Raw genomic sequence first — 20,007 nt, 5'->3', positions numbered from 1 at the left:
AGACATGGCGTGCTCGCGATCAGTCATGGGCTTCCTCCTGGATGCCTGCGGCCTGCGCATGGCGCAAGTCCGCTTCATGCTGGCGCTTGCTGCCCTTGAACAGCGTGCGCACCACCACGAAGAACACCGGAACGAAGAGTACGGCCAGCGAGGTGCCGGTCAGCATGCCGCCCAGCACCCCGGTGCCGATCGCGCGCTGGCTGGCCGAGCCCGCGCCCGAGGCCAGCACCAGCGGCAGCACGCCGAGGCCGAAGGCCAGCGAGGTCATGACGATCGGCCGGAACCGCAGGTGCGCCGCCGCCAGCGCCGACTCGACGATGCCGCGCCCCGAGGCCTGCAGATCCTTCGCGAACTCGATGATCAGGATCGCGTTCTTCGCCGAGAGGCCGATGATCGTGATCAGCCCCACCTGGAAGTACACGTCGTTCGAATAGGCGCGCAGCAGCGTGGCCAGCAGCACGCCCAGCACGCCCAGCGGCACCACCAGGATCACGGCCAGCGGAATGGTCCAGCTCTCGTACAGCGCGGCCAGGCTCAGGAACACCGCGAGGATCGAGAAGCCGTACAGGATGATCGCCTGCGAGCCGGCGAGCTTTTCCTCGCGCGACTGGCCGGTCCATTCGAAACCGAAGCCGGCCGGCAGTTTCGCGGCCAGTTGCTCCATCTCGTTCATCGCCGCGCCCGAGCTGTAGCCCGTCGCGGCCGAGCCCGAGATGCGCACGGCCGGATAGCCGTTGTATCGCACCGTCTGCTGCGCGCCATTGACCCAGCGCGTCGTCGCGAACGTGCTCAGCGGCACCGGCTGGCCCTGCACGTTGCTGGCGTTGAGCTGGAGCAGGTCGCCCGGCTGCATTCGCGCCGGCGCGTCGGCCTGCACCACCACGCGCTGCAGGCGTCCGCGGTTCGGAAAGTCGTTGATGTAGGCGGAGCCGAGCGCGGTCGACAGCGTCGTGTTGATCGCATCGAAGGTCACGCCCAGCGCGTTCGCCTTGTCGCGGTCGATGTCGATCTGCAGTTGCGGCGCATCCTCCAGGCCATCGGGGCGGACCTGCGTCAGCAGCTTGCTCTGGCTCGCCATCCCCAGCAGCTGGTTGCGCGCATTGATCAGCGCCTCGTGACCGAGGCCGCCGCGGTCCTGCAGGCGGAACGTGAAGCCGCTGGCATTGCCCAGTTCGGGAATCGGCGGTGGCGACAGCGGGTAGATGAAGGCGTCGCGCACGCCCATCAGCGCGCCGAAGGCGCGCTGCGCGAGCGCATCGGCAGAGTGGCCCGCTTCGCGGCGCTGGTCCCAGTCCTTCAGCGTCACGAAGGCGAGGCCCGCGTTCTGCCCCTGGCCGGAGAAGCTGAAGCCCAGCACGCCCACCATGCTCTGCACTTCGGGCTGCTTCAGGATGAAGTCCTCCACTTGCTTGACCACCGACAGCGTGCGTTCCTGCGTCGCGCCCGGCGGCAGCTGGATGTTGACGATGATGTTGCCCTGGTCTTCCTGCGGCAGGAACGAGGTGGGCAGGCTGCGGAACACGAACACCACCGCCACGATGATCGCCACGTAGATGATCAGGTAGCGCGCCGCGCGCTTCAGGATGCGCGCCACCAGGCTTTCGTAGCCCTTGGCGGTGCTGGAAAAGCCGCGGTTGAACCAGCCGAAGAAGCCGGTCTTCTCATGGTGGTGCCCGGCCTCGACCGGCTTCAGCAGCGTGGCGCACAGTGCCGGCGTGAGCGACAGCGCCATCGTGGCCGAGAAGGCGATGGAGGCCACCATCACCGCCGAGAACTGGCGGTAGATGTTGCCGGTGGAGCCGGCGAAGAACGCCAGCGGCACGAACACCGAGATCAGCACCACGGTCACGCCGATGATGGCACCCGAGATCTGCTTCATGGCCTTGCGCGTGGCCTCCAGCGGCGGCAGGCCTTCCTCGCTCATGATGCGCTCGACGTTCTCCACCACCACGATCGCATCGTCCACCACGATGCCGATCACCAGCACCATGCCGAACATCGTCAGCACGTTGATCGAGAAGCCCAGTGCGAACAGCACGGCAAAGGTGCCCAGCAGCGCGATCGGCACCACGATGGTCGGGATGATCGTGTAGCGCCAGTTCTGCAGGAACAGGAACATCACCACGAACACCAGCGCCACGGCCTCCAGCAGCGTCTTCACCACTTCGGTGATGGAGATGCTGACGAAGCGCGAGCTGTCGTACGGAATGGTCCACTTCACGCCTTGCGGGAAGTACTTGGCCAGCTCCGTCATCTTGGTGCGGATCGCCTTGGCCGACTGCAGCGCGTTGCCGCTCGGCGCCAGCTGCACGCCGATGCCCACGGCCGGCTGGCCGTTCAGGCGCGCCGAGGTCGAATAGGCCTGGCCGCCCAGTTCGATGCGCGCCACGTCTTTCAGCCGGACGGCGGAGCCGTCGGTGTTGGCGCGCAGCACGATGTTGCCGAACTGCTCGACCGAGGTGAGCTGGCCGTTGACCACGACCGTCGCCGCGATGGCCTGGCCGGTGACGTTGGGCAGGTCGCCGATCGACCCCGAGGCCACCTGCGCGTTCTGCCCGCGGATGGCGTTGTTGACGTCGCCGGCGGACAGGTTCAGGCCCTGCAGCTTGTTCGGGTCGATCCAGATGCGCATGGAGCGCTCGGTGCCGAACAGCTGCGCCTGGCCGATGCCGGGCACGCGCTGCAGTTCGGGCACGACGTTGCGCGAGGCATAGTCGCCCAGCGCGATCGGGTCGATGGCCGGGTTGTCCGACGAGAGGATCGTGAACAGCAGGAAGTTGTTGCGCGACTTGTCGACGCGAACGCCCTGCTGCGTCACCGCGGCCGGCAGCCGCGGCGAGGCGCGCGACAGGCGGTTCTGCACGTCCACCTGCGCGAGGTCGGGATTGGTGCCGGTCTCGAAGCTGATCGTGATGGTGCCGGTGCCGTCGGCCTGCGCCACCGATTCCATGTAGATCAGCCCGGGCGAGCCGTTCATCTCGCGCTCGATCACCGACAGCACACTGTCCTCAAGGGTCTGCGCCGACGCGCCGGGGTAGGCGGCGGTCACGACGATGGCGGGCGGCGCCACCGGCGGATACTGCGAGATCGGCAATTGCGTGATGGCAACGCTGCCCATCACGATGATGAACAGCGCGATCACCCACGCAAAGATCGGACGCTCGATGAAGAACTTGGCCATGCGGGCGGGCTCCTTACTGCTTCGCGGCCGGTGCCGGCTTGTCCGCCTCGGCGGGGGCGGCAGGGGCGGGGGCGGCGGGTTGCGCAGGGGCTGCGGCAGTGGCAGACTCCGCCGGCTTCCACGGCACGGCCTTCACCGGCGTGCCGGGGGGCAACATCTGGAGCTTCTGGAAGCCGTCCACCATCACCTGCTCGCCGGCCTTCAGGCCATCGAGCACGACCCACTGGTTGTTCTGCGCGGCGCTGATCTTCACGGTGCGCTTGGTGATCTTGCCGTCGGCTTCGACCACCGACAACGTGTCGCCTTGCTGGGTGCGCGTCACGGCCTGCTGCGGCACGGTGATGGCATCGTTGACCCGCGCCTGCTCGATGCGCACGCGCACATAGAGGCCCGGCAACAGGTTGCCCTTGGGGTTGGGCACCTCGGCGCGCAGCATGACCTGGCCGCTCGTCGCATCCACCGTCAGGTCGGTGAACAGCAGCTTGCCGGCCAGCGGGTATTCGGTGCCGTCCTCGAGCACGATGCGGACGCTGGCGGCGCCGGAGCCATCGGCCCGCTTGAACTGGCCGTCGTCCATCGCGCGGCGCAGCTTGATCACGTCGGTGGCCGATTGCGTGAAGTTCACGTAGAGCGGGTTGATCTGCTGGATCACCGCCAGCTGCGTCACGTCATTGCCCTGGCCGACCAGTGCGCCTTCGGTGACCAGCGCGCGGCCGATGCGGCCCGAGATCGGCGCCGTCACGGTGGCGTAGGCGAGATTGATGTTGGCGGTCGTCACCGCCGCGCGCCCCACGGCCACGTCGGCCACGCCCGATTTGGCTGACGCCACGGCGGTGGCGTATTCCTGCTTGCTGACCGCATTGGCCTCGACCAGCGGCTTGTAGCGATCGGCCAGCGCCTGGGCTTGCGCGGCGTTGGCCTCGGCACGCGCCAGGGCGGCTGCGGCGCTCTGCGCGGCCGCAGCGTAGGGGGCCGGGTCGATCTTGAACAGCGGCTGCCCGGCCTTCACGTCGCTGCCTTCGCGAAACAGCCGCTCCTGCAGGATGCCGGCGGCGCGGGCGCGCACCTGCGCCACACGCGAGGCTTCGAGGCGGCCCGGCAGTTCGGTCACCAGGCCGATGTTGCCGGGCGTCGCCACGACCACGCCCACTTCCGGCGCCGGCGGCTTGCCGCCACCAGCGCCACCTGCGGGCGCACCGCCGCCTGCTGCCGGCGCCTCGCCCTTGCCGCACCCGGCAAGGGCCAGCAGCGTCACTGTGGTGACGGCGGCGACGAGTGCACGCATCGAAAACGACAAACGTTGAGTGACATGCGAGGCAGGCATGCGGTTCCTTCCAGTGAACAGCGAGGAGAGAGAGACGGGACCAGGCGCAGTCTGCAAAGCAAAAACCGTGGCAATGCCGAGACCTGGGCAGGCCCGCTAGTTTACATACGGCGGTGTATGTATATTGGTGCGCCGGTCGACCGGAACCTGTTTAACCGAGGAGGTGCATTGGCACGCCGTACGAAGGAAGAAGCACTCGCCACCCGCCACCGTCTGCTCGATGCGGCCGAGTTGCTGTTCCAGCAGCAGGGGGTATCGAGCACCTCGCTGCAGCAGATCGCCGAGCATGCGGGCGCCACCCGCGGCGCCGTCTATTGGCATTTCAAGGACAAGGCCGATCTGTTCCACGCGATGCTGGAGCGCGTCACCTTGCCGCTCGAGGCCGCGCGACGCATGGGTGAGCATCCTGCGCTGGACCCGCTGGACGTGATCGAGAACGCGATGGTCACTGCCTTGCGCCAGGTCGCGACCGATCCGCAGGTGCGCCGCGTCTTCGAGGTGGCAACGCACAAGGTCGAGTACGCCGGCGAGACCGCGTCCCTGCAGCGTCGCCATCAGGAATGCCGTGATGCCTGCGTGAGCGATTTCGAGGACGCACTGCGCCGGGCCGCGCGCAGTGCCAAGGTCAAGCTCACCGTGCCCGCGCCGATGGCCGCGCAGGGCCTGCATGCGCTGATCAGCGGGCTGATCCAGAACTGGCTGCTGGATCCGGAGGCCTTCGCGCTGGTGGCGACGGGGCGATGCACTTTCAATGCGTACCTCGCCGGCCTGGGATTCGCTCGAGGCAGTGGGCCAAAGGGGGTCGACGCAAAAGCCCCTGAATATGCGGGTCATGCCACGCAATAGGCGATAATGCGAGGCTCCGGTTCAGCACCGGCGCAAACCTCTCTCGCTGTATTTCAACGGATAGAATTCGGCCCTCCGAAGGCTGAGATCCAGGTTCGATTCCTGGCGGCGGGACCATTCTAGAGTCCGGATCGGTCCTTTACCGTCCGGACTTTTTTGTTTTCCCCTCGAGAGATCTGCTCGATCTGTCCGATGTCGTCCATCCAAGTATGCGCGAATCCGAGCGTACATGGGGGCATCTTTGGGGGCACAGATTCGCGAAGTGGGGGCATATTCCGGACTGCCTCAGAAAGCGCCATGTTTCGCAGCGAGGTGATGGCTGAGCAAGTCGGTGCTGCCCTCTTGAGTTGCGCGCGCTCGCCGAAAACTGTGGAGCGGTCAAACCACCGCTGCGCCCGCCGCCTGGCTGCGGCCTCCGACCCGGGGATTTCTCTCCAGTCCTACGAGGCTGCAAGCCTCGAGTTTGACGATTTCCTCGTCGCCGGGAAGCGTGTGTCGTCTAAACGCGCGTCGCCATTGGACCTCTTGCTGGTCGACTACCCATAGCATCAGCACGAGGAAATCGAGGACTGGCTCGCCAGCACTGTCGAATGGGGGGCAGGCGACGCGGTTCTTCATGGACTTCGACGCCCGGTCTGCGCCATGAACTTGCCAGCGAGAGCGTCGACGGCGATCAGCCCGAGAGCTCCTAATTGGAGCGACCCAACTGCGGCTTCCAAGATGGCAGTGCTCACTCGTCAAAGGTGCCACATCTCCACGTCTGGTATCTGTCGCACCGGTAACAACTGTAGTCTTAGCTTGAAGAGCTGTGCCGATCGACGCGCCTCGCGCCGCGGCTCGTATTCATCGCGATAGGCCGTGAGCGGCTTGCTCGTGCTTCTCCCAGCACAGCTCGGACTCTTGAATCCAATAACAGCCCCTACAAGTCAGGCTCACCGACCCAGCATTCGACCCCTTCGACAAAGTCGCTGTCGATGGGCTTGCCGCTATGCTCGAATTGCGTCTGCCTGGGCTCGGCAAGAAGATGCCGCCCGATCTTCGGGGACAACAGTTGTACGTGTGCGGAAACTCTAAGTCCCGCAGGCCGACGTGCAGTTCTACGCCTACAGCTACGCTCCAACACCAATAGTCACCCGTCATCGTGTAGCTCACTGATATTCGCGTCCAGTGTGATGTTGTAGCGCGCAGGGCCGCCCGCGGGCACCGCGCCGAACATGCAGTGAAGACGGGCTTAGTGGTGTTGGTCGGCGTACTGTGTAGTCGTTGTTTTTGGTGAAGTAACGCTCCAGCCAGCCTTCGCCCTTGAACACCTCGGCGCGGGCCTCGGCCCTTCGGGGAGCGTTTGATGTATTGCGAGTAGTCCGGCAGCGCGATGGCCACGAGGATGGCTACGACCGCCACCACGATCATCAGTTCGATCAGCGTGAAAGCCTGCTTGGCGCCTGGCGTGTTACGGGCGTATTTGTATAAGAGGCTTGCTCAACGGTTACGAAAGTTCTCGCGCCAGATGATGGGGCGGTCATCGGTGCAGGCACCGCAGCGGTTGACCCTCTTCAGCGTGCCGTCGCCGGCGGGAAAAAATCGATCTTGAACTGGCCGCCGCTGGCGCCGTCGAAGTAGTTCAGGTTTGGATTTGCCGACGGCGGCAGCGGCTACGCCGTCGATGGGTCGAGCGCCACCTCAAGTTCCCGTCGAAGCGGCCAACCCGAGGTCACTGTTACTTGTCAGCGCCGCGAGCGGTGCCGGATCGGCTCTCTTGTCATCGCGACGCGCCCAGTCGACTCAAAATCGTTGCGAACTCGCAACGAATAATTTCGCATAGTGGAATAACCCTAGGATGCCTACGGAATTTCAATGGTTCCGAGGACTGGCGAAAAAACCTACGAAAGCGTTGAGCGCTCAACACAATGTTGATACACGAGTACCGCTAACTCATTGATTTGAAAGGGAAATTGAAAATCAGTGATGTGCGCAGAACAGCAAAGGTCGCTATATTCGACCCAGGCCGATGCGAGTTCATCGTGTCTAAAAGGCGGCGCACCTTGGCGAATCTCTTCGCCAGGTGCTGCCAAAGGTCCTTAAGCCGAGCGGCTACAGAACCCAGTCTTGGAAGGACGAGGTGCAGTTTATGACCGCGCGAAAGCGTGGTCAATGCGGCGCTGCAATTGCTCGGTGATGGGACGACAACAAGGAACAAATCATGGCAACAACAAACACCTGCCACACCACCGTCGAATCCGAACGCCTGCTGCGCCTTGCGGGCGTCCTCACCGAGTTCCCAGTCAGCCGCTCAACATGGTGGAAGGGCGTGAAGGAGGGCCGCTATCCCGCCCCTGTGCGGGAGTCCGGCATGACCTTCTGGAAAAAGTCGGATCTGCAGGCCCTTATCAAGTCCTTGGGAAGCACCTGATCATGGCCAAGAATAAGACTATCGAAAGAGTTGCCGCGACACGCTCTCCGTATGGCGATATTTTGCGCGGTGAAGCGGCAGCGTATGACTACCTCCACCAGCTGGAACTGGGGCACGTCGTCAACGGTCAGCTCTACCAGGACACGATGGCGATCTATAACGAGTGTGGCTCGCAGGAGCTTTACGGCTTCCTGTCAGTTCTGGAACACCAATTGCGAAAGCCCGCCCACTAACAGCGTTGGTTGAAGCGCCCTCGCGCACATCCTCCTCCTAGGTCCCGTCCGCTTCCAAGCGTGAAGCGGTACGGCTCTCATCCTGCAGGCCGGCTAAGTCGGTCGCAAGCACCAAATGAACATCAATTTCAATGGCCCAATGCGGCGGCCAGGGACAAACACGCCCGAACAGCCCGCAGCACGATTGTCCCAGGCACCTTTCCGCCCGCGCCGGACGTCATCGAAGCGGCGCAAAGCCTCGCGCGGCGAATCAAGCAACCCGGCCGGAACGCTTTCCCCAAAGTTGACCTCCATCAAGCTCATCTCCGCGCTTCCAGACGGCCGTCCGAGCCGGTGGACCCATCAGCTGCTAACCGGCCTTTTGGCGCGACGCGGACATGACCTCTACTGTGCGAAGACGCCGGACGGCGCTGCAACTTACTTCACTAAGCACTGTGGGCGAATCAAGCAGCACGACACCATCGACGATCTTTGCGCGCTTGTGGACGCAACGCCGGTCTTGGGAGGATCTGCCTGATGGCTCATATCCGCACGATCAAACCGGAGTTCTTCACCAGCGTCGACGTCGTCGGGCTGTCGCCGCTTGCAAGGCTGCTGTATATCGCCACCTGGTTGGAGGCTGATCGAGAAGGGCGCCTCTTGTGGAAGCCTTCGACGTTCAAGCTCCGGTACTTCCCCGCCGACAACTGTGACATCGCGGGGTTGTGCGCCGAACTCCTCGACGCCGAGTTGGTTGTTGTGTACGGCGCTGGCTACGCAGTGGTGCCGTCGTTCAACACCCACCAGCGAGTTAATCCGCGCGAAGGAGCCAGCCGACTGCCGGCACCTCCCTCGGATATGACGCGTGAGGCACGCGTCGGCACGGGTGACGCAGGTGAGATCGACGCGCAGGGGGGAAGGGAAGGAAAGGAAAAGGAAGGAGACATCTCGCGCTCGGCGCTGAACGATCCTCCTTCCGGCTTCGCCGCGTTCTGGGCATCCTGGCCGAAATCCGTTCGCAAGCAGGCGCAGGGCAAGTGTCTTCAGGTCTGGAAGAAGGCCGGCGCCGAGAGCGTCGCGGCCGAGATCCTCGACCACCTGGAGGCGCTCAAGCAATCGCTCGACTGGACCAAGAACGACGGCCAGTTCATTCCGGCGCCTCTCTCCTATCTCAACGGACGCCGCTGGGAAGGCGCTGAGGTCAATGTCGTACAGGAGTCGTTCGTTTGATCGGGGATGAGCCCCTGAAGGTCATGCGTCGCGCGGGGCAGGTGCCTTGCGCGGTGCATATCACCGACGGGCACAACATCCGCGCCCGCGACTGGCATGAAGAGATCAACTGCTTCGACCTGAAATGGCACGCCGAGATCGGCATCGCGGCAAACGAGATCCCAGAAGCGCTTGATCTGCGCTGCGTCATCGGGCTACAGGTTCATCTTTGGGCCGCGCGCGGCAAAGAGCGCGGGCTGAGGCTGCATCGCGCACTGATCGACGCCGGCGCCGATTCGGTGACCACGACGATCGAGCAGGACTTAGAAATCATTCACTACAAGAAAGAAAATGGCACACATCATCATCCCCGACGAGGTCGACTTCGCGAAGTACGAACGCGAGACCGATTTGCAGCAAAAGATCAAGTCGGCACACCTTTGGGTGCAGGAACTGATCGACCGCATCCGCTCACCAATTACTCAGCCGCGCGCGGTTATGCCATGGCGCAAGACGCACAACCTTGTTCAGTTTCGCCCGGGTGAGGTAACCATCTGGGGTGGCGCCAACGGCCAAGGCAAGAGCCTTGTCACCGGCCAGGTCGCGCTGTCGCTGTGCTCGCAGGGCGAGAAGGTTTGCATTGCCAGCTTCGAAATGAAGCCGCTGAAAACGCTGGAGCGAATGGGGCGGCAGTTTTCCGGGCAAAACCCCGACCACCCGTCCATGCGCGGCAGCGAAAAGGCGGCCGACCTTCTGATCGAGGTCTACACAGAATTCCGTGACTGGACCACCGGGCGGCTTTGGCTCTACGACCAGCAGGGCACCGTGGCGCCCTCGCAGGTCGCGGCGGTCGTCCGCTTCTGCGCCAAGGAGCGCGGGATCACCCACTTCTTCGTGGACAGCCTCATGAAGTGCGTCGCTGACGAGGACGACTACAACGGTCAGAAACGGATGGTCGACGAGTTGACCGCAATCGCGCGCGACTACGGCATCCACATCCACCTCGTGCACCACATCAAGAAGCCGCCCAGCGAAGATCACAAGCCCACGAAGTACGACTACAAGGGGTCCGGTGCCATCACCGACCAGGTCGACAACGTGATCAGCGTCTGGCGCAACAAGGCCAAAGAAAAAATGCGTGAAGACAAAAAAGCTGTCAGCGATCGAGACCCCGATGCCTTGCTGATCTGCGACAAGCAGCGCCACGGCGAATGGGAAGGAAAGATCGGGCTTTGGTTCGACAAGGTTTCTATGCAATACGTCGCCGAAGCCGGGGATGAAGCTCTCAAGTTGTACGTCCATCCAGAAGATTAATTAACTTATGAAATATATTGACTTGCCTGTCTATCGCACCGACGCCGAGAACAAAGTTGACTTTGCGCGGCAGCTCGTTCGTGGCGGACTTGAGAATGTGATGACGACGTTCGAGTACTCGAGCGAAGATGCGGCGGACAACCTTGTTGCTGGCGTCGAGGCCATGCAGGAACTGGTCGACAGTGTTAACGCCCGCGATGCCGGCCCCGCCGAGGCGATGCTGGCGTCACAGGCCGTCGCGTTGAATGCTGTCTTCAGTGACCTTGCAAGGAGGGCTTGCAAGAAGTTCGATGGGAACCTGCCGGATGCAGAACGCCTTTTGCGGCTGGCCCTGAAGGCTCAGAGCCAGTGCCGGGCCACGTTTGAGTCGATCGCGGTAATTCAAAACCCTGGCCCTGTATTCGCCCATCAGGCGAACATCGCGCATGGTGCGCAGCAGGTCAACAACATGAGTTCGGCGTTTCCGACCGACCTCGCATCGCAGCGCGCGCGAAAGAAAAAAAAGAAAGTCGGCGGGGTCGAACTAATCACACATGAAGAAGGAAATAACGTTGTCGAACAGATGGACACCGGAGCGGCGCGCCGCGCAGGCAAAGGCAATTCGGACTTGGTCGCCGTGGACTCGGTCGACCGGCCCGCGAACGCTAGAGGGCAAGGCGATGTCGTCAGCTAACGGGCTCGTCAACAAGCCGCAGGTAACGATGCGCTCTTTGCTTCGCGAGCTCGCAGCCTTGATGCGTCAGCAACGGCAGCAGGTCGAGAGCATCGACGGACTTGCCGCAAATGCAACGGATCACGCGTCCGCCCCTGCGGCGCGCCTCCGCACTATGCGTGGCGCGGCCGGACCGGTGCGCGGTGGCGCGATGCCGGCGCACTACTACCGCAACGAATCACCACCAGGGAACTGAATTGCCCAATCGCACTAAAGTTGAGCGCGACGCCATCGAGGCGGCGCTCGAAGCCCAAGACGCCATCAGGCGCGCCGCCGCCGCCAAGGGGCCGGTGCGCTTCGGCGGCCATGTTCTTGGGCCCGCTGAATACTGCGCTGGCCGAGGCCAAGAACTCCATTGTGGGGCCGTCGTGACCAGCCGCGCCGACGCGCAAAGGCGCCTTCAGTTCGCCGATAGCTACTCGCGCATGGAGGCTGTCCTTGGCCTGCGCAAGCACATGAGAGCGCCCGAGTGGCTGGCCGTGCTGGGCGAGCAATGGGAGTGCTGCGACAACATTGCCGGCTATCGCGATGTTCTTGCGTCGCAGTTGGTCCAGGCCATCAAGCGTGCAGAGCACGTGCACATGATGACGCCCGAGGAGCTTGCACAACTGCGCGCGATGCCACCCATGCTCACGGTCTATCGCGGCTGCTATAAGAACAACGCGGACGGCTTGAGTTGGACCTTGGATCGCGGCATCGCGCAGACCTTCCCGTTGCTCAATCGCTACCGCCAGAACGCCCAGGCGCTTGTGCTTACCGGAACGGTGGCGCGGGATCAGTCGATCTTCAAAAACGGGCGCAACGAGCTGGAGATCATCTCGCCGCACGTCGACATCAACCAGAGTCATCGGGCGAGTCCGGCCCCGGAGCACGATCGCTGGCTGAACGTTATATAACAAATGATTACATTTACTGTTTCCTGCTCACGTTATTCACGCCAGAGACCTCCATGAGAATTTTCCCGTTTAGCACTCGACGTACCCTCAGTATTTCCCTCGCGGCAGCAACTGCCTTTGTTCTAGTAGGTTGCCAAAGCGCCGCCGAGGTAAACCTCACAGGGAAGGATGCTGCGTGCACATCTACCTGCCAAGCGGACCACGAGGCATGCATGAGCGGCCCGTCGATGACCCCGATTGCCCGCAACAATCTTTGCGTATACGCGCTGCGTTCGTGCGCCAAAGCTTGCCCCCAAAACGACTCCATCAATTCCAGTGCCAGTCCAAAGGCCCATGGCGACGTCTATACCCAGCTGAAACAGCTGAAAGAACTTCTGGATTCGGGAATCATTACCCAAGCGGAGTTTGACGTGAGGAAGAGTAAGGTACTCGCGCAGTAGGAGCGCCGACTGACTAAAGCCTCGTCGGACGTTGCAGTAGCGGCAGCACACGAACATGAGCAGCAGAAGAGGGCAAGGGCGCGTACTCGTGACCTTCCGGCTGCGTCGAATCCGATTTGCAGGCGGGAGTCACGCGCTGTTCGCGTGCCCGCGTTCCTGCCTGCCTGCCTGCCTGCCGCCCGGCCGCTGCGCGCGCTACGGTGCTGTGGGCGGGACAACGTGCTGGCCGGGCGTCCGTTAAGCGACGCCGAGCCGGCTCTCAGTCGGATTTCTTCACGCAGCGAGGCGACCACAGCGCGCCGCCCTGATCGAGCGCCAAGGCCATGCGCGTCATCGGGTCGGCCGGCACTTGGCGTAGCGACTTGATCAGCGGCTGCAAGTCTGGCTCGCCAGGCCGACAGAATTCCTTTTGCTCGACGGGCAGCGGCCGGATGGCTGGATTGCTGGGGGTCGGCATGTTATGCGGCTTGGTCGTCGCCGAACGGTAGCGCGATGTCCCGCGACGGGTGGTGAGCGTCCTCAAGATGTTGGGCGTAAAGGACACCAGCCCGTGCGCTCGCGGAAGTCTCTACCGCAGCAGCCAGCAGTCCCACTCCTGCGCGCACCAGGCGCGCTCCTCGGTCTGCTCCCAACCCTGCAGGCTGAACTCCTCGCCCGCGGCGGCGCACAGCTTCGGCTCGAAGAGCACCGGCGTCGCGTAGGCCGCTTGGTTGGGCAGTAACTCGAGCGGCGACAGGTGCACGAACGCCACCGGCCGCCCGCCCATCTCGCGCAGGCCGCACACCAGTTCGCCGCGGATCTCCACCTGCTTGCGGAATTTCGCAAGCCACACCCCGTCCTTTCCCCGCATCTCGATTCGCACCCGCATCGCCGGATGGTACTGGATGCACATCCAGTGTTTTGGCGGCCTGCAGAATCGCGCGCCACGGGATTCGTCTCGGCGTTGTCAACCTCCGGCGCGTACCAAGTGCATGGCTGTGGCAATCCCGAGGCGTTGATCGTCGCGCTCGTCAACGGCCAGCAGAACGCGCCGATGTGGGCCCACCACTCTGGTAGCAGGCTCGGCGAAACGGGCTCCTGAGCCCATCTAGAGCTTCCTGGACCCAATCGATCTACCGAGCAGCCTTGGCCGTACGACTTGCCTTCGCCTTGGTGGCGCTCGGCACGATGCATCGCACGTCATCGTCGATCGTCCCATCCCAGCCCACTTCTCCTCTCTTGCGTCGGATACATCTTCACCATGCTGCGACGAAGCGTTCGCCGTCCAGCTCCTGCTCGCCGTCCCAGCGGTACGCCACGAGCGGCCCCGCTTTTGCAGCCGACCAGTCCAGGCACGCTACCTTCGGCGATTGCAGGTGAGGCGTGCCCTCCATCCAGTAGTGGCCGATGAACACCGGCGCGCCCGCGACCGGGCCACCCGGGTAGTCGGGCGGAAGGTCGCACTCCGGCATGCGATCGTCCTGGTGCGCGCCAACGATGGCGACGTCGCGAAAACTGCGCGCGCCTTCCTTCCACCATTTCGCCCGTACGTCATGCCTTTCGATGCCGCCGTGGTCCATGAACGAGTGGCCGGCCGGCAGGCGGATCTCCAGCCCCTTGGTCAGGCCCGCCATCGCTAGGTACTCGGGCGATCCCCTGGCATAGGCGGCATGCAGGAAGTCCTCGTCCATTGCCTTTCCGGGCCGCAGCTGCTTCGTGATCAGGTCCACATACGGCTGGTGCCACCAGGCATGCACCACGCGGGCTCCGCCCAGGTCGAGCACCGGTGGCAAGGTCTTGAACCATTCGACCAACTCGAGTTGGAGGGCAGAGCCACATCCGACCTGGCGCAGAAACTCGGCATGCTGCGCAATGTTCTTGGGGCTATGCCGACGCAAGAAGCCGGTCGGGTCATCAAGGCGCGGCGTCACGAACCCGATCGCGTTGAATTCGTGGTTGCCCAATACCGAGAGCGCGTGTCCGTTGTCGACCATCGCGCGGACGATCTTGACCACCTTGACCTGCTCAGGGCCACGGTCGATCAAGTCGCCGAGGAAGGCGGCCTTGCGTCGGTACGGAGGGGCCCAGCCGCTGGCCTTCTCGACGTAGCCCAGCTCGCGCAGGAGCGCCTCGAGCTTGCCGGCTTGGCCATGGATGTCCCCGATGAAGTCGTAGCCCATTGATCACCACCTTACCCCCTTGAGGTCCGCGAAGGCGAGCAGTAGAGTACTCGCAGTCGCTGATTTATGACCACTTGCAGGGCGACTTAAAAAAATGCTGCTAAAGCGTCGCCTGCGCTGTCAGCCTCCTTGCGCACTTGGCGATGCCACCATCGCCAGGAGGCGCGGAGTTCATCATGCAGTTGCAGTGCAAAGAGGGCGACTTGGCCTTCGTCGTGCGGGATTTTGAAGGCTGTGAAGCAAACCTTGGTCGACTCGTCCAAGTTCGAGGTCCGGTCATTTCACGCGCTGACGTCGGCCCTACCTGGCTGATCACGCCGGTGACATCGGCACCATGGACATTTCTCGAGTTCGACGGCAGCGTCCACACCGAATTTCCCCTGCGCAATTCGGTCGAGCATCCTGATGCATGGCTCCTCCCCATTCGTCAGCAACCCGGCGCGTCAGAGCGCGAGTGTTCGCGAGAGCAATCGGGCGGTGAGGAAAAGGCTGATAGCACGCAGCCAGCTGAGGACCTCGTGGCGGCGAGCGCGTGCGCTGACTTGTTTGCCCGTCGATCCATCGCAACTTCCGCTGAAAGGAATTGACATGTCAATCTTTCTGAACCGTCGGCAGATGCTTGCAAACCTCTTCGCCGTGGGCGCGTCCCTGGTCATGTCCTCGCCCGGTGCGAAAGTCTCGAACGCGCTGGTCGACCAAGAGTGGAGGCGCCTCGTTGAGGACCCGTGGTTTTTTGACGTGATCGACGACAGCGGCACGATCGCGGCGGGTTCGGCCAAGGAGCCATCGATCTACGCCGACGTCTTTTCAATTCAGAGCAACGACCTGACGACGCTCGAGCAGCTGATCAGCGAAGTGGAGGACCGCTATCCCCTGAAGTTCATTTTTCAATTCCATGCGAATTCGGAACTCGACGATCTTCGGCAGGAACTTGCAGACAACTGGGACACCCTCAAGCTCCGCGATCGCAAGCGCATGCAGGCGCTCGAGGAGGCGCTTGAAGATGAGGAGAACGGTTGGGCGGCGTACATCCTCCACGAGGGTGAGGCCGCATTGCCACGCTTGCGCGGCATCGTAGAAGACTGCCTGGCCGATTCGATTGACTGGAGTGATGTCGAACATTTCCCACGCTGCTGGGGTGGGCAAGGTGTGGCGACGCGGTTTTTCGAGGACCTCGACGCGGACCTGCGCCATCAACTTGACGTCGAGATCGTTGATGGCGATCAGCCGGGAAGCTCCTACTTCGGGGCACAGCTTTATAGCGGAATCGACGAGGCCAACACGGTTGCACAAGGGCTCGGTCTGCCGTTTCGATTTCGCGACGCCACGTAGATCGACAATCGAGGGCATTGGCGAGTGCACCGCCTACTGCCGCCATAAGCGGGCATTGAGGATCCCGGGTCACCCGTCGGAAGTGTGCTTGACGCGGGTCACTCGCTGCGCAGACAGCAGCAGCAGTCCTGCGCCGGGTGGCCTTGGCCCTCGCTGTTTCGGAGTGGCGGATCCACACCGGAGCCCCAACTCTCATGGACCATCGCGACCCCACCGGGGGTCTCCGCGTCGCCGACGGGCTTGACGCCCCAGCACGTGTTTCACATGGGCGTGTTCGGTGCCCACTTGTGTGGATTGCCAACTGCGCATAGCGCGCGGAAGATGGGACGCGTACAGCATCTGCGATACGGTCTTGGCCCAAGAAATCTTCATCAGCTACTCGTCGAAGCACCGCGAACTGACGCGCGAACTCGCCGCGGCGATCGAGGCGCAGTACGGCCCCAGCTCGGTTTGGTGGGACCATGCGCTCGAGGCACGCGGGCCATACGCCACGCAGATCCGCGCCGCGCTCGACGCGGCGCGCGTGGTCGTCGTGCTCTGGACTGCCGGCGCGCAGGTGTCGGAGTACGTCTACGCCGAAGCCATGGTGGCGCATGCAGCTCGCAAGCTCGTCAACGTGCGCCCGGCCACCACGCCCTTCGCACAGATCCCTGAGCCGTTCAACATCCATCACGTCGAAGACTTGTGCGCGACAGAGCGAATCCTGCGCGCAGTCGCCGGCGTGATGACTGGCCACCCGGTCGCCACCGTCGTCCCGCTGCACGAGCTCTACTTCCGCCAGCATGGTCACAGGCTGATCGATGCCAAACAGGAAGCGCTGCCCGCCGACGTGCTCGACATCTCGCCGAGCCAACTGCTGCAAGCGCGATACGAACAGGTGGACTACCTCGACGCCACGGGGCAACGCGCCGCGCTGATCGACTGGGCCCTGAACCGCTCGCGCCGGGCCGCCGGACGCCTGCTTCACGGCCCGGGCGGGATCGGCAAGACGCGGTTGCTGATCGAAGTGGCGGCTCAATTGCGGCGCGAGCATGGCTGGATGGCCGGCTTCGTGGAGCACGCCCCGGCCAACGCCGACGACGCCCATCGGAGCCAGCGGCGCCAGGCGCTGCGCCAGCTCGTTGAGCTTGGCGACGAGCCGGGGCTGCTGCTGGTGCTGGACTACGCCGAGGGACGGCAGGACGAACTGCTCGAATTGGCGCAATGGATCGAAGTAAGCCCAGAGCTGGCGCGGCGGCCCGTGCGTCTGGTGCTGCTGGCACGCAGCGCCGGGGAGTGGTGGTCGCGTCTGGCCGACGAGCAGGCAAGCCTACGTATGCTGTTGCGCGCGCAGCCCGGTCGGCCCGCGGTGCTGGAACTGGCGGTCTTCGGATCACCCGCGCAGCGGCGCGCACTGTTCGAGACGAGTTGCGCCACCTATCGGCGGGTGCTCACCATGCAGGGTCTGGCGGGCCCGGCGGCCGATCCGCCGGCCGCCCTGCGTCGGCGCATCGAAGGCGGCGAGAAGCGGAGCCGACCGCTTTCGATCCAGATGGAGGCCTTGGTGTGGCTGGCCTGCAGTGCGCCCGCGTATGAAACCGCGGGTGTTGCCGAACTGCTCGACCAGGTGCTCGGCCTCGAGCGGCGCCATTGGGCTCGGGTGTGCGGCATGCTCGACGAGGCGGCGCTCACCGAGCTCGAGCGTGGCCTCGCGCAGCTCACACTGGTTCAGGGCGCAGCCGACGCGGCGGCAGCGGAGGCGCTGATGGCGCTTGATTCGTACTACCAGGGTTCTCGCGAGGCACCGGCGGACATGGCTTCGGTGCTGAGGCGCCTCGGCCGGCTCTATGGCGACGGCGCCGGTGGCCTGCGTCCCCTCGAGCCTGACCTGTTGGGTGAGCGGCTGGTGGCGCGCGCAGCCGACCTGCGCTTGCTCGAAGCCTGCGTTACCTGGGTCGATGCACAAGCCGAACTGGGAACCGATGACACCTCGCTGCGCCGGGGACAGCTCACGACGGTGCTCCAACGGGTGACGGCGCCCGAGCATGGCCCACACGGCTCGAAGCGGGTCGCGCCCCTGCTCGATCGGCTGGTGCAATCTCATCTCACGCGCTGGGCGCCCGCTGTCGTCGCGACCATCGTCGAGACGCCAGGGCACTTGCTGCAACGCCTGCAGGCCGGCATCGCCCGCCTCGATGTGCCGGCGCTGGCCGCGCTCGACGAGGCTCTTCCTCTGCAGACGCTCGCGCTCGACCAGGTTGCCATGGACGTGGCGTGGTGTCGCCTCGAGCAAGAGCGCGCAGCCCCTCGCAGCGACACGCTGGTCGGCGTCGATGGATGGGCCGGACTCGCCGCCCGTTGGGGGACTTGGGGGCTGCGCTTGTCGGCAGCGGGCCGCCGCGAGGACGCGCTGGCCGCCACCGAGGAGGCGGTGCAGGTCTACCGCGGCCTCGCCCAAGCCCGGCCCGACGCCTTCCTGCCCAACTTGGCTACGAGCCTAAACAATCTGGGCAACATGCTGTCCGACCTCGGCCGCCGCGAGGACGCGCTGGCCGCCACCGAGGAGGCCGTGAAGATCTGCCGCGGCCTCGCTCAAGCCCGGCCCGACGCCTTCCTGCCCGACCTGGCGCTGAGCCTGAGCAATCTGGGCAAACCGCTGTCCGACCTCGGCCGCCGCGAGGACGCGCTGGCCGCCACAGAGGAGGCGGTGCAGGTCTACCGCGGCCTCGCCCAGGCCCGGCCCGACGCCTTCCTGCCCGATCTGGCGATGAGCCGGAACAATCTGGGCAACGTGCTGTCCAAGCTCGGCCGCCGCGAGGACGCGCTGGCCGCCATCGAGGAGGCGGTGCAGGTCTACCGCGGCCTCGCCCAAGCCCGGCCCGACGCCTTCCTGCCCAACCTGGCTGCGAGCCTGAACAATCTGGGCAGCATGCTGTCCAAGCTTGGCCGCCGCGAGGACGCGCTGGCCGCCACCGAGGAGGCGGTGCAGGTCCACCGCGGCCTCGCCCGAGCCCGGCCCGACGCCTTCCTGGCCGATCTGGCTACGAGCCTGAGCAATCTGGGCAACATGCTGTCCGAGCTCGGCCGCCGCGAGGACGCGCTGGCCGCCACCGAGGAGGCCGTGACGATCCGCCGGGGCCTCGCCCACGCCCGGCCCGACGCCTTCCTGCCCAACCTGGCTACGAGCCTGAACAATCTGGGCAACAGGCTGTCCGACCTCGGCCTCCGCGAGGACGCGCTGGCCGCCACCGAGGAGGCCGTGACGATCCGCCGGGGCCTCGCCCAAGCCCTGCCCGACGCCTTCCTGCCCAACCTGGCTACGAGCCTGCACAATCTGGGCAACAGGCTGTCCGACCTCGGCCGCCGCGAGGACGCGCTGGCCGCCATCGAGGAGGCGGTGCAGGTCTACCGCGGCCTCGCCCAGGCCCGGCCCGACGCCTTCGTGCCCGACCTTGCAGGGAGTCTTGGCATGAGGTCGATGGTGCTGGCCGCTATGGGCCAGCACACGGAGGCGGCATTGGGCGCCGGGGAAGGGCTCGCGGTGTTGTTGCCACTGCTCGGACGCTTTCCCGAGACCATCAGACAATTAGCCACCTCGCTTGCGCGACACCACCTGCAGTACGCCAAAACGGCAGCACATGAGCCCAACATCACGCTCATGCAAGAAGTGGCGCAAGTCCTGGGGTTGGGCAAGATCGAAAGCGGCGATGGGGCCGCACCATCGTGAGACCTGTTGCGCTACGCGCGCTGCTCCCATTCTTTCTATGCTTCGCTCAAAAAACGCCTGGCACGAGCGCCCCCAATGAGTCGGGCCGACAGACCAACTTCGACGCGAAGACCCGGCGCCGAGCCACGATCGGCAAACGGTGCTGCGGGGATAGGTGGAGGCGACTCACTGGTGAAATGGCCGCAGAGCGTGGAGCAGCGGCCGCTCGCGGCTGCAGTGGCAAAGACTGGATCGGGTCCGGTGCGGTTCATCAGCTTCAGAAGAAG

The 20,007-nt window shown here is 64.3% G+C and carries 17 protein-coding genes and 1 tRNA gene; 12 read left to right on the top strand and 6 right to left on the bottom strand.

Features of this window, described 5'->3' with window-relative positions; genetic code table 11:
- Window positions 1–19: 19 nt before the first annotated feature.
- Both HCU76_RS14375 and HCU76_RS14370 read right to left on the bottom strand, forming a co-directional pair.
- Window positions 20–3,181 (bottom strand): efflux RND transporter permease subunit, encoded by a 3,162-nt coding sequence (locus HCU76_RS14375; RefSeq protein ID WP_218509756.1) that lies wholly within the window; start codon window positions 3,179–3,181, stop codon window positions 20–22.
- A 13-nt stretch (window positions 3,182–3,194) separates the two neighbouring features.
- The gene (locus HCU76_RS14370; RefSeq protein ID WP_218509755.1) at window positions 3,195–4,505 is read right to left on the bottom strand and encodes an efflux RND transporter periplasmic adaptor subunit; all 1,311 of its coding nucleotides are present in this window, start codon (window positions 4,503–4,505) and stop codon (window positions 3,195–3,197) included.
- A 168-nt stretch (window positions 4,506–4,673) separates the two neighbouring features.
- Here HCU76_RS14370 and HCU76_RS14365 point away from each other — a divergent pair, with 168 nt between their 5' ends.
- Together HCU76_RS14365 and HCU76_RS14360 are read left to right on the top strand one after the other, a co-directional pair.
- The gene (locus HCU76_RS14365; RefSeq protein ID WP_218509754.1) at window positions 4,674–5,351 is read left to right on the top strand and encodes a TetR family transcriptional regulator; all 678 of its coding nucleotides are present in this window, start codon (window positions 4,674–4,676) and stop codon (window positions 5,349–5,351) included.
- 42 nt (window positions 5,352–5,393) lie between these two features.
- Window positions 5,394–5,468 (top strand) — tRNA-Arg (locus HCU76_RS14360).
- Window positions 5,469–6,194: 726 nt separating this feature from the next.
- Here HCU76_RS14360 and HCU76_RS37205 read toward each other — a convergent pair.
- A complete protein-coding gene (locus HCU76_RS37205; protein WP_371319826.1) occupies window positions 6,195–6,761 on the bottom strand; it encodes a hypothetical protein in 567 nt (188 codons plus the stop codon).
- A gap of 790 nt (window positions 6,762–7,551) precedes the next feature.
- Here HCU76_RS37205 and HCU76_RS14350 point away from each other — a divergent pair.
- The 7 genes from HCU76_RS14350 to HCU76_RS14320 all read left to right on the top strand — a co-directional run bounded on the left by HCU76_RS14350 (window position 7,552) and on the right by HCU76_RS14320 (window position 12,544).
- On the top strand, window positions 7,552–7,761 hold the full coding sequence (locus HCU76_RS14350; protein WP_218509938.1) for an AlpA family transcriptional regulator: 210 nt from the start codon (window positions 7,552–7,554) through the stop codon (window positions 7,759–7,761).
- 2 nt (window positions 7,762–7,763) lie between these two features.
- Complete coding sequence (locus HCU76_RS14345) at window positions 7,764–7,994, top strand: hypothetical protein (RefSeq protein WP_218509753.1); 231 nt, start codon at window positions 7,764–7,766, stop codon at window positions 7,992–7,994.
- Between the two features lie 516 nt (window positions 7,995–8,510).
- On the top strand, window positions 8,511–9,203 hold the full coding sequence (locus HCU76_RS14340) for a hypothetical protein (RefSeq protein WP_218509752.1): 693 nt from the start codon (window positions 8,511–8,513) through the stop codon (window positions 9,201–9,203).
- Between the two features lie 330 nt (window positions 9,204–9,533).
- Window positions 9,534–10,496: a DnaB-like helicase C-terminal domain-containing protein gene (locus HCU76_RS14335; RefSeq protein ID WP_218509751.1), complete on the top strand. Its 963-nt coding sequence runs from the start codon at window positions 9,534–9,536 to the stop codon at window positions 10,494–10,496.
- A 7-nt stretch (window positions 10,497–10,503) separates the two neighbouring features.
- Window positions 10,504–11,169 carry a hypothetical protein gene (locus HCU76_RS14330; RefSeq protein ID WP_218509750.1) on the top strand — a complete coding sequence of 222 codons (666 nt, stop codon included), beginning with the start codon at window positions 10,504–10,506 and terminating at the stop codon, window positions 11,167–11,169.
- Window positions 11,170–11,405: 236 nt separating this feature from the next.
- Window positions 11,406–12,104 carry a hypothetical protein gene (locus tag HCU76_RS14325; RefSeq protein ID WP_218509749.1) on the top strand — a complete coding sequence of 233 codons (699 nt, stop codon included), beginning with the start codon at window positions 11,406–11,408 and terminating at the stop codon, window positions 12,102–12,104.
- A 212-nt stretch (window positions 12,105–12,316) separates the two neighbouring features.
- Window positions 12,317–12,544: an SHOCT domain-containing protein gene (locus tag HCU76_RS14320; RefSeq protein WP_218509748.1), complete on the top strand. Its 228-nt coding sequence runs from the start codon at window positions 12,317–12,319 to the stop codon at window positions 12,542–12,544.
- 259 nt (window positions 12,545–12,803) lie between these two features.
- Here HCU76_RS14320 and HCU76_RS14315 read toward each other — a convergent pair whose 3' ends face one another.
- From HCU76_RS14315 to HCU76_RS14305, 3 genes are all read right to left on the bottom strand, one after another.
- Window positions 12,804–13,067 (bottom strand): hypothetical protein, encoded by a 264-nt coding sequence (locus HCU76_RS14315; RefSeq protein WP_218509747.1) that lies wholly within the window; start codon window positions 13,065–13,067, stop codon window positions 12,804–12,806.
- A gap of 45 nt (window positions 13,068–13,112) precedes the next feature.
- Window positions 13,113–13,436 (bottom strand): hypothetical protein, encoded by a 324-nt coding sequence (locus HCU76_RS14310; RefSeq protein WP_218509746.1) that lies wholly within the window; start codon window positions 13,434–13,436, stop codon window positions 13,113–13,115.
- A gap of 343 nt (window positions 13,437–13,779) precedes the next feature.
- Entirely contained in the window at window positions 13,780–14,703 is a 924-nt protein-coding gene (locus HCU76_RS14305) for a metallophosphoesterase (protein ID WP_218509745.1), read from the bottom strand.
- A 176-nt stretch (window positions 14,704–14,879) separates the two neighbouring features.
- On the opposite strand from HCU76_RS14305, the gene HCU76_RS14300 reads away from it, so the two are divergent.
- The 3 genes from HCU76_RS14300 to HCU76_RS14290 all read left to right on the top strand — a co-directional run bounded on the left by HCU76_RS14300 (window position 14,880) and on the right by HCU76_RS14290 (window position 19,741).
- A complete protein-coding gene (locus HCU76_RS14300) occupies window positions 14,880–15,290 on the top strand; it encodes a hypothetical protein (protein ID WP_218509744.1) in 411 nt (136 codons plus the stop codon).
- Between the two features lies 1 nt (window position 15,291).
- Entirely contained in the window at window positions 15,292–16,035 is a 744-nt protein-coding gene (locus HCU76_RS14295; protein ID WP_218509743.1) for a hypothetical protein, read from the top strand.
- 352 nt (window positions 16,036–16,387) lie between these two features.
- Window positions 16,388–19,741, top strand: a complete 3,354-nt coding sequence (locus HCU76_RS14290) for a toll/interleukin-1 receptor domain-containing protein (protein WP_218509742.1) — start codon at window positions 16,388–16,390, stop codon at window positions 19,739–19,741.
- The last annotated feature ends 266 nt before the right edge of the window (window positions 19,742–20,007 follow it).

The sequence above is a fragment of the Variovorax sp. dw_308 genome (assembly GCF_019207085.1).
Classification (GTDB): Bacteria; Pseudomonadota; Gammaproteobacteria; order Burkholderiales; family Burkholderiaceae_C; genus Variovorax.
This window is presented reverse-complemented; position numbering and strand designations above follow the sequence as displayed.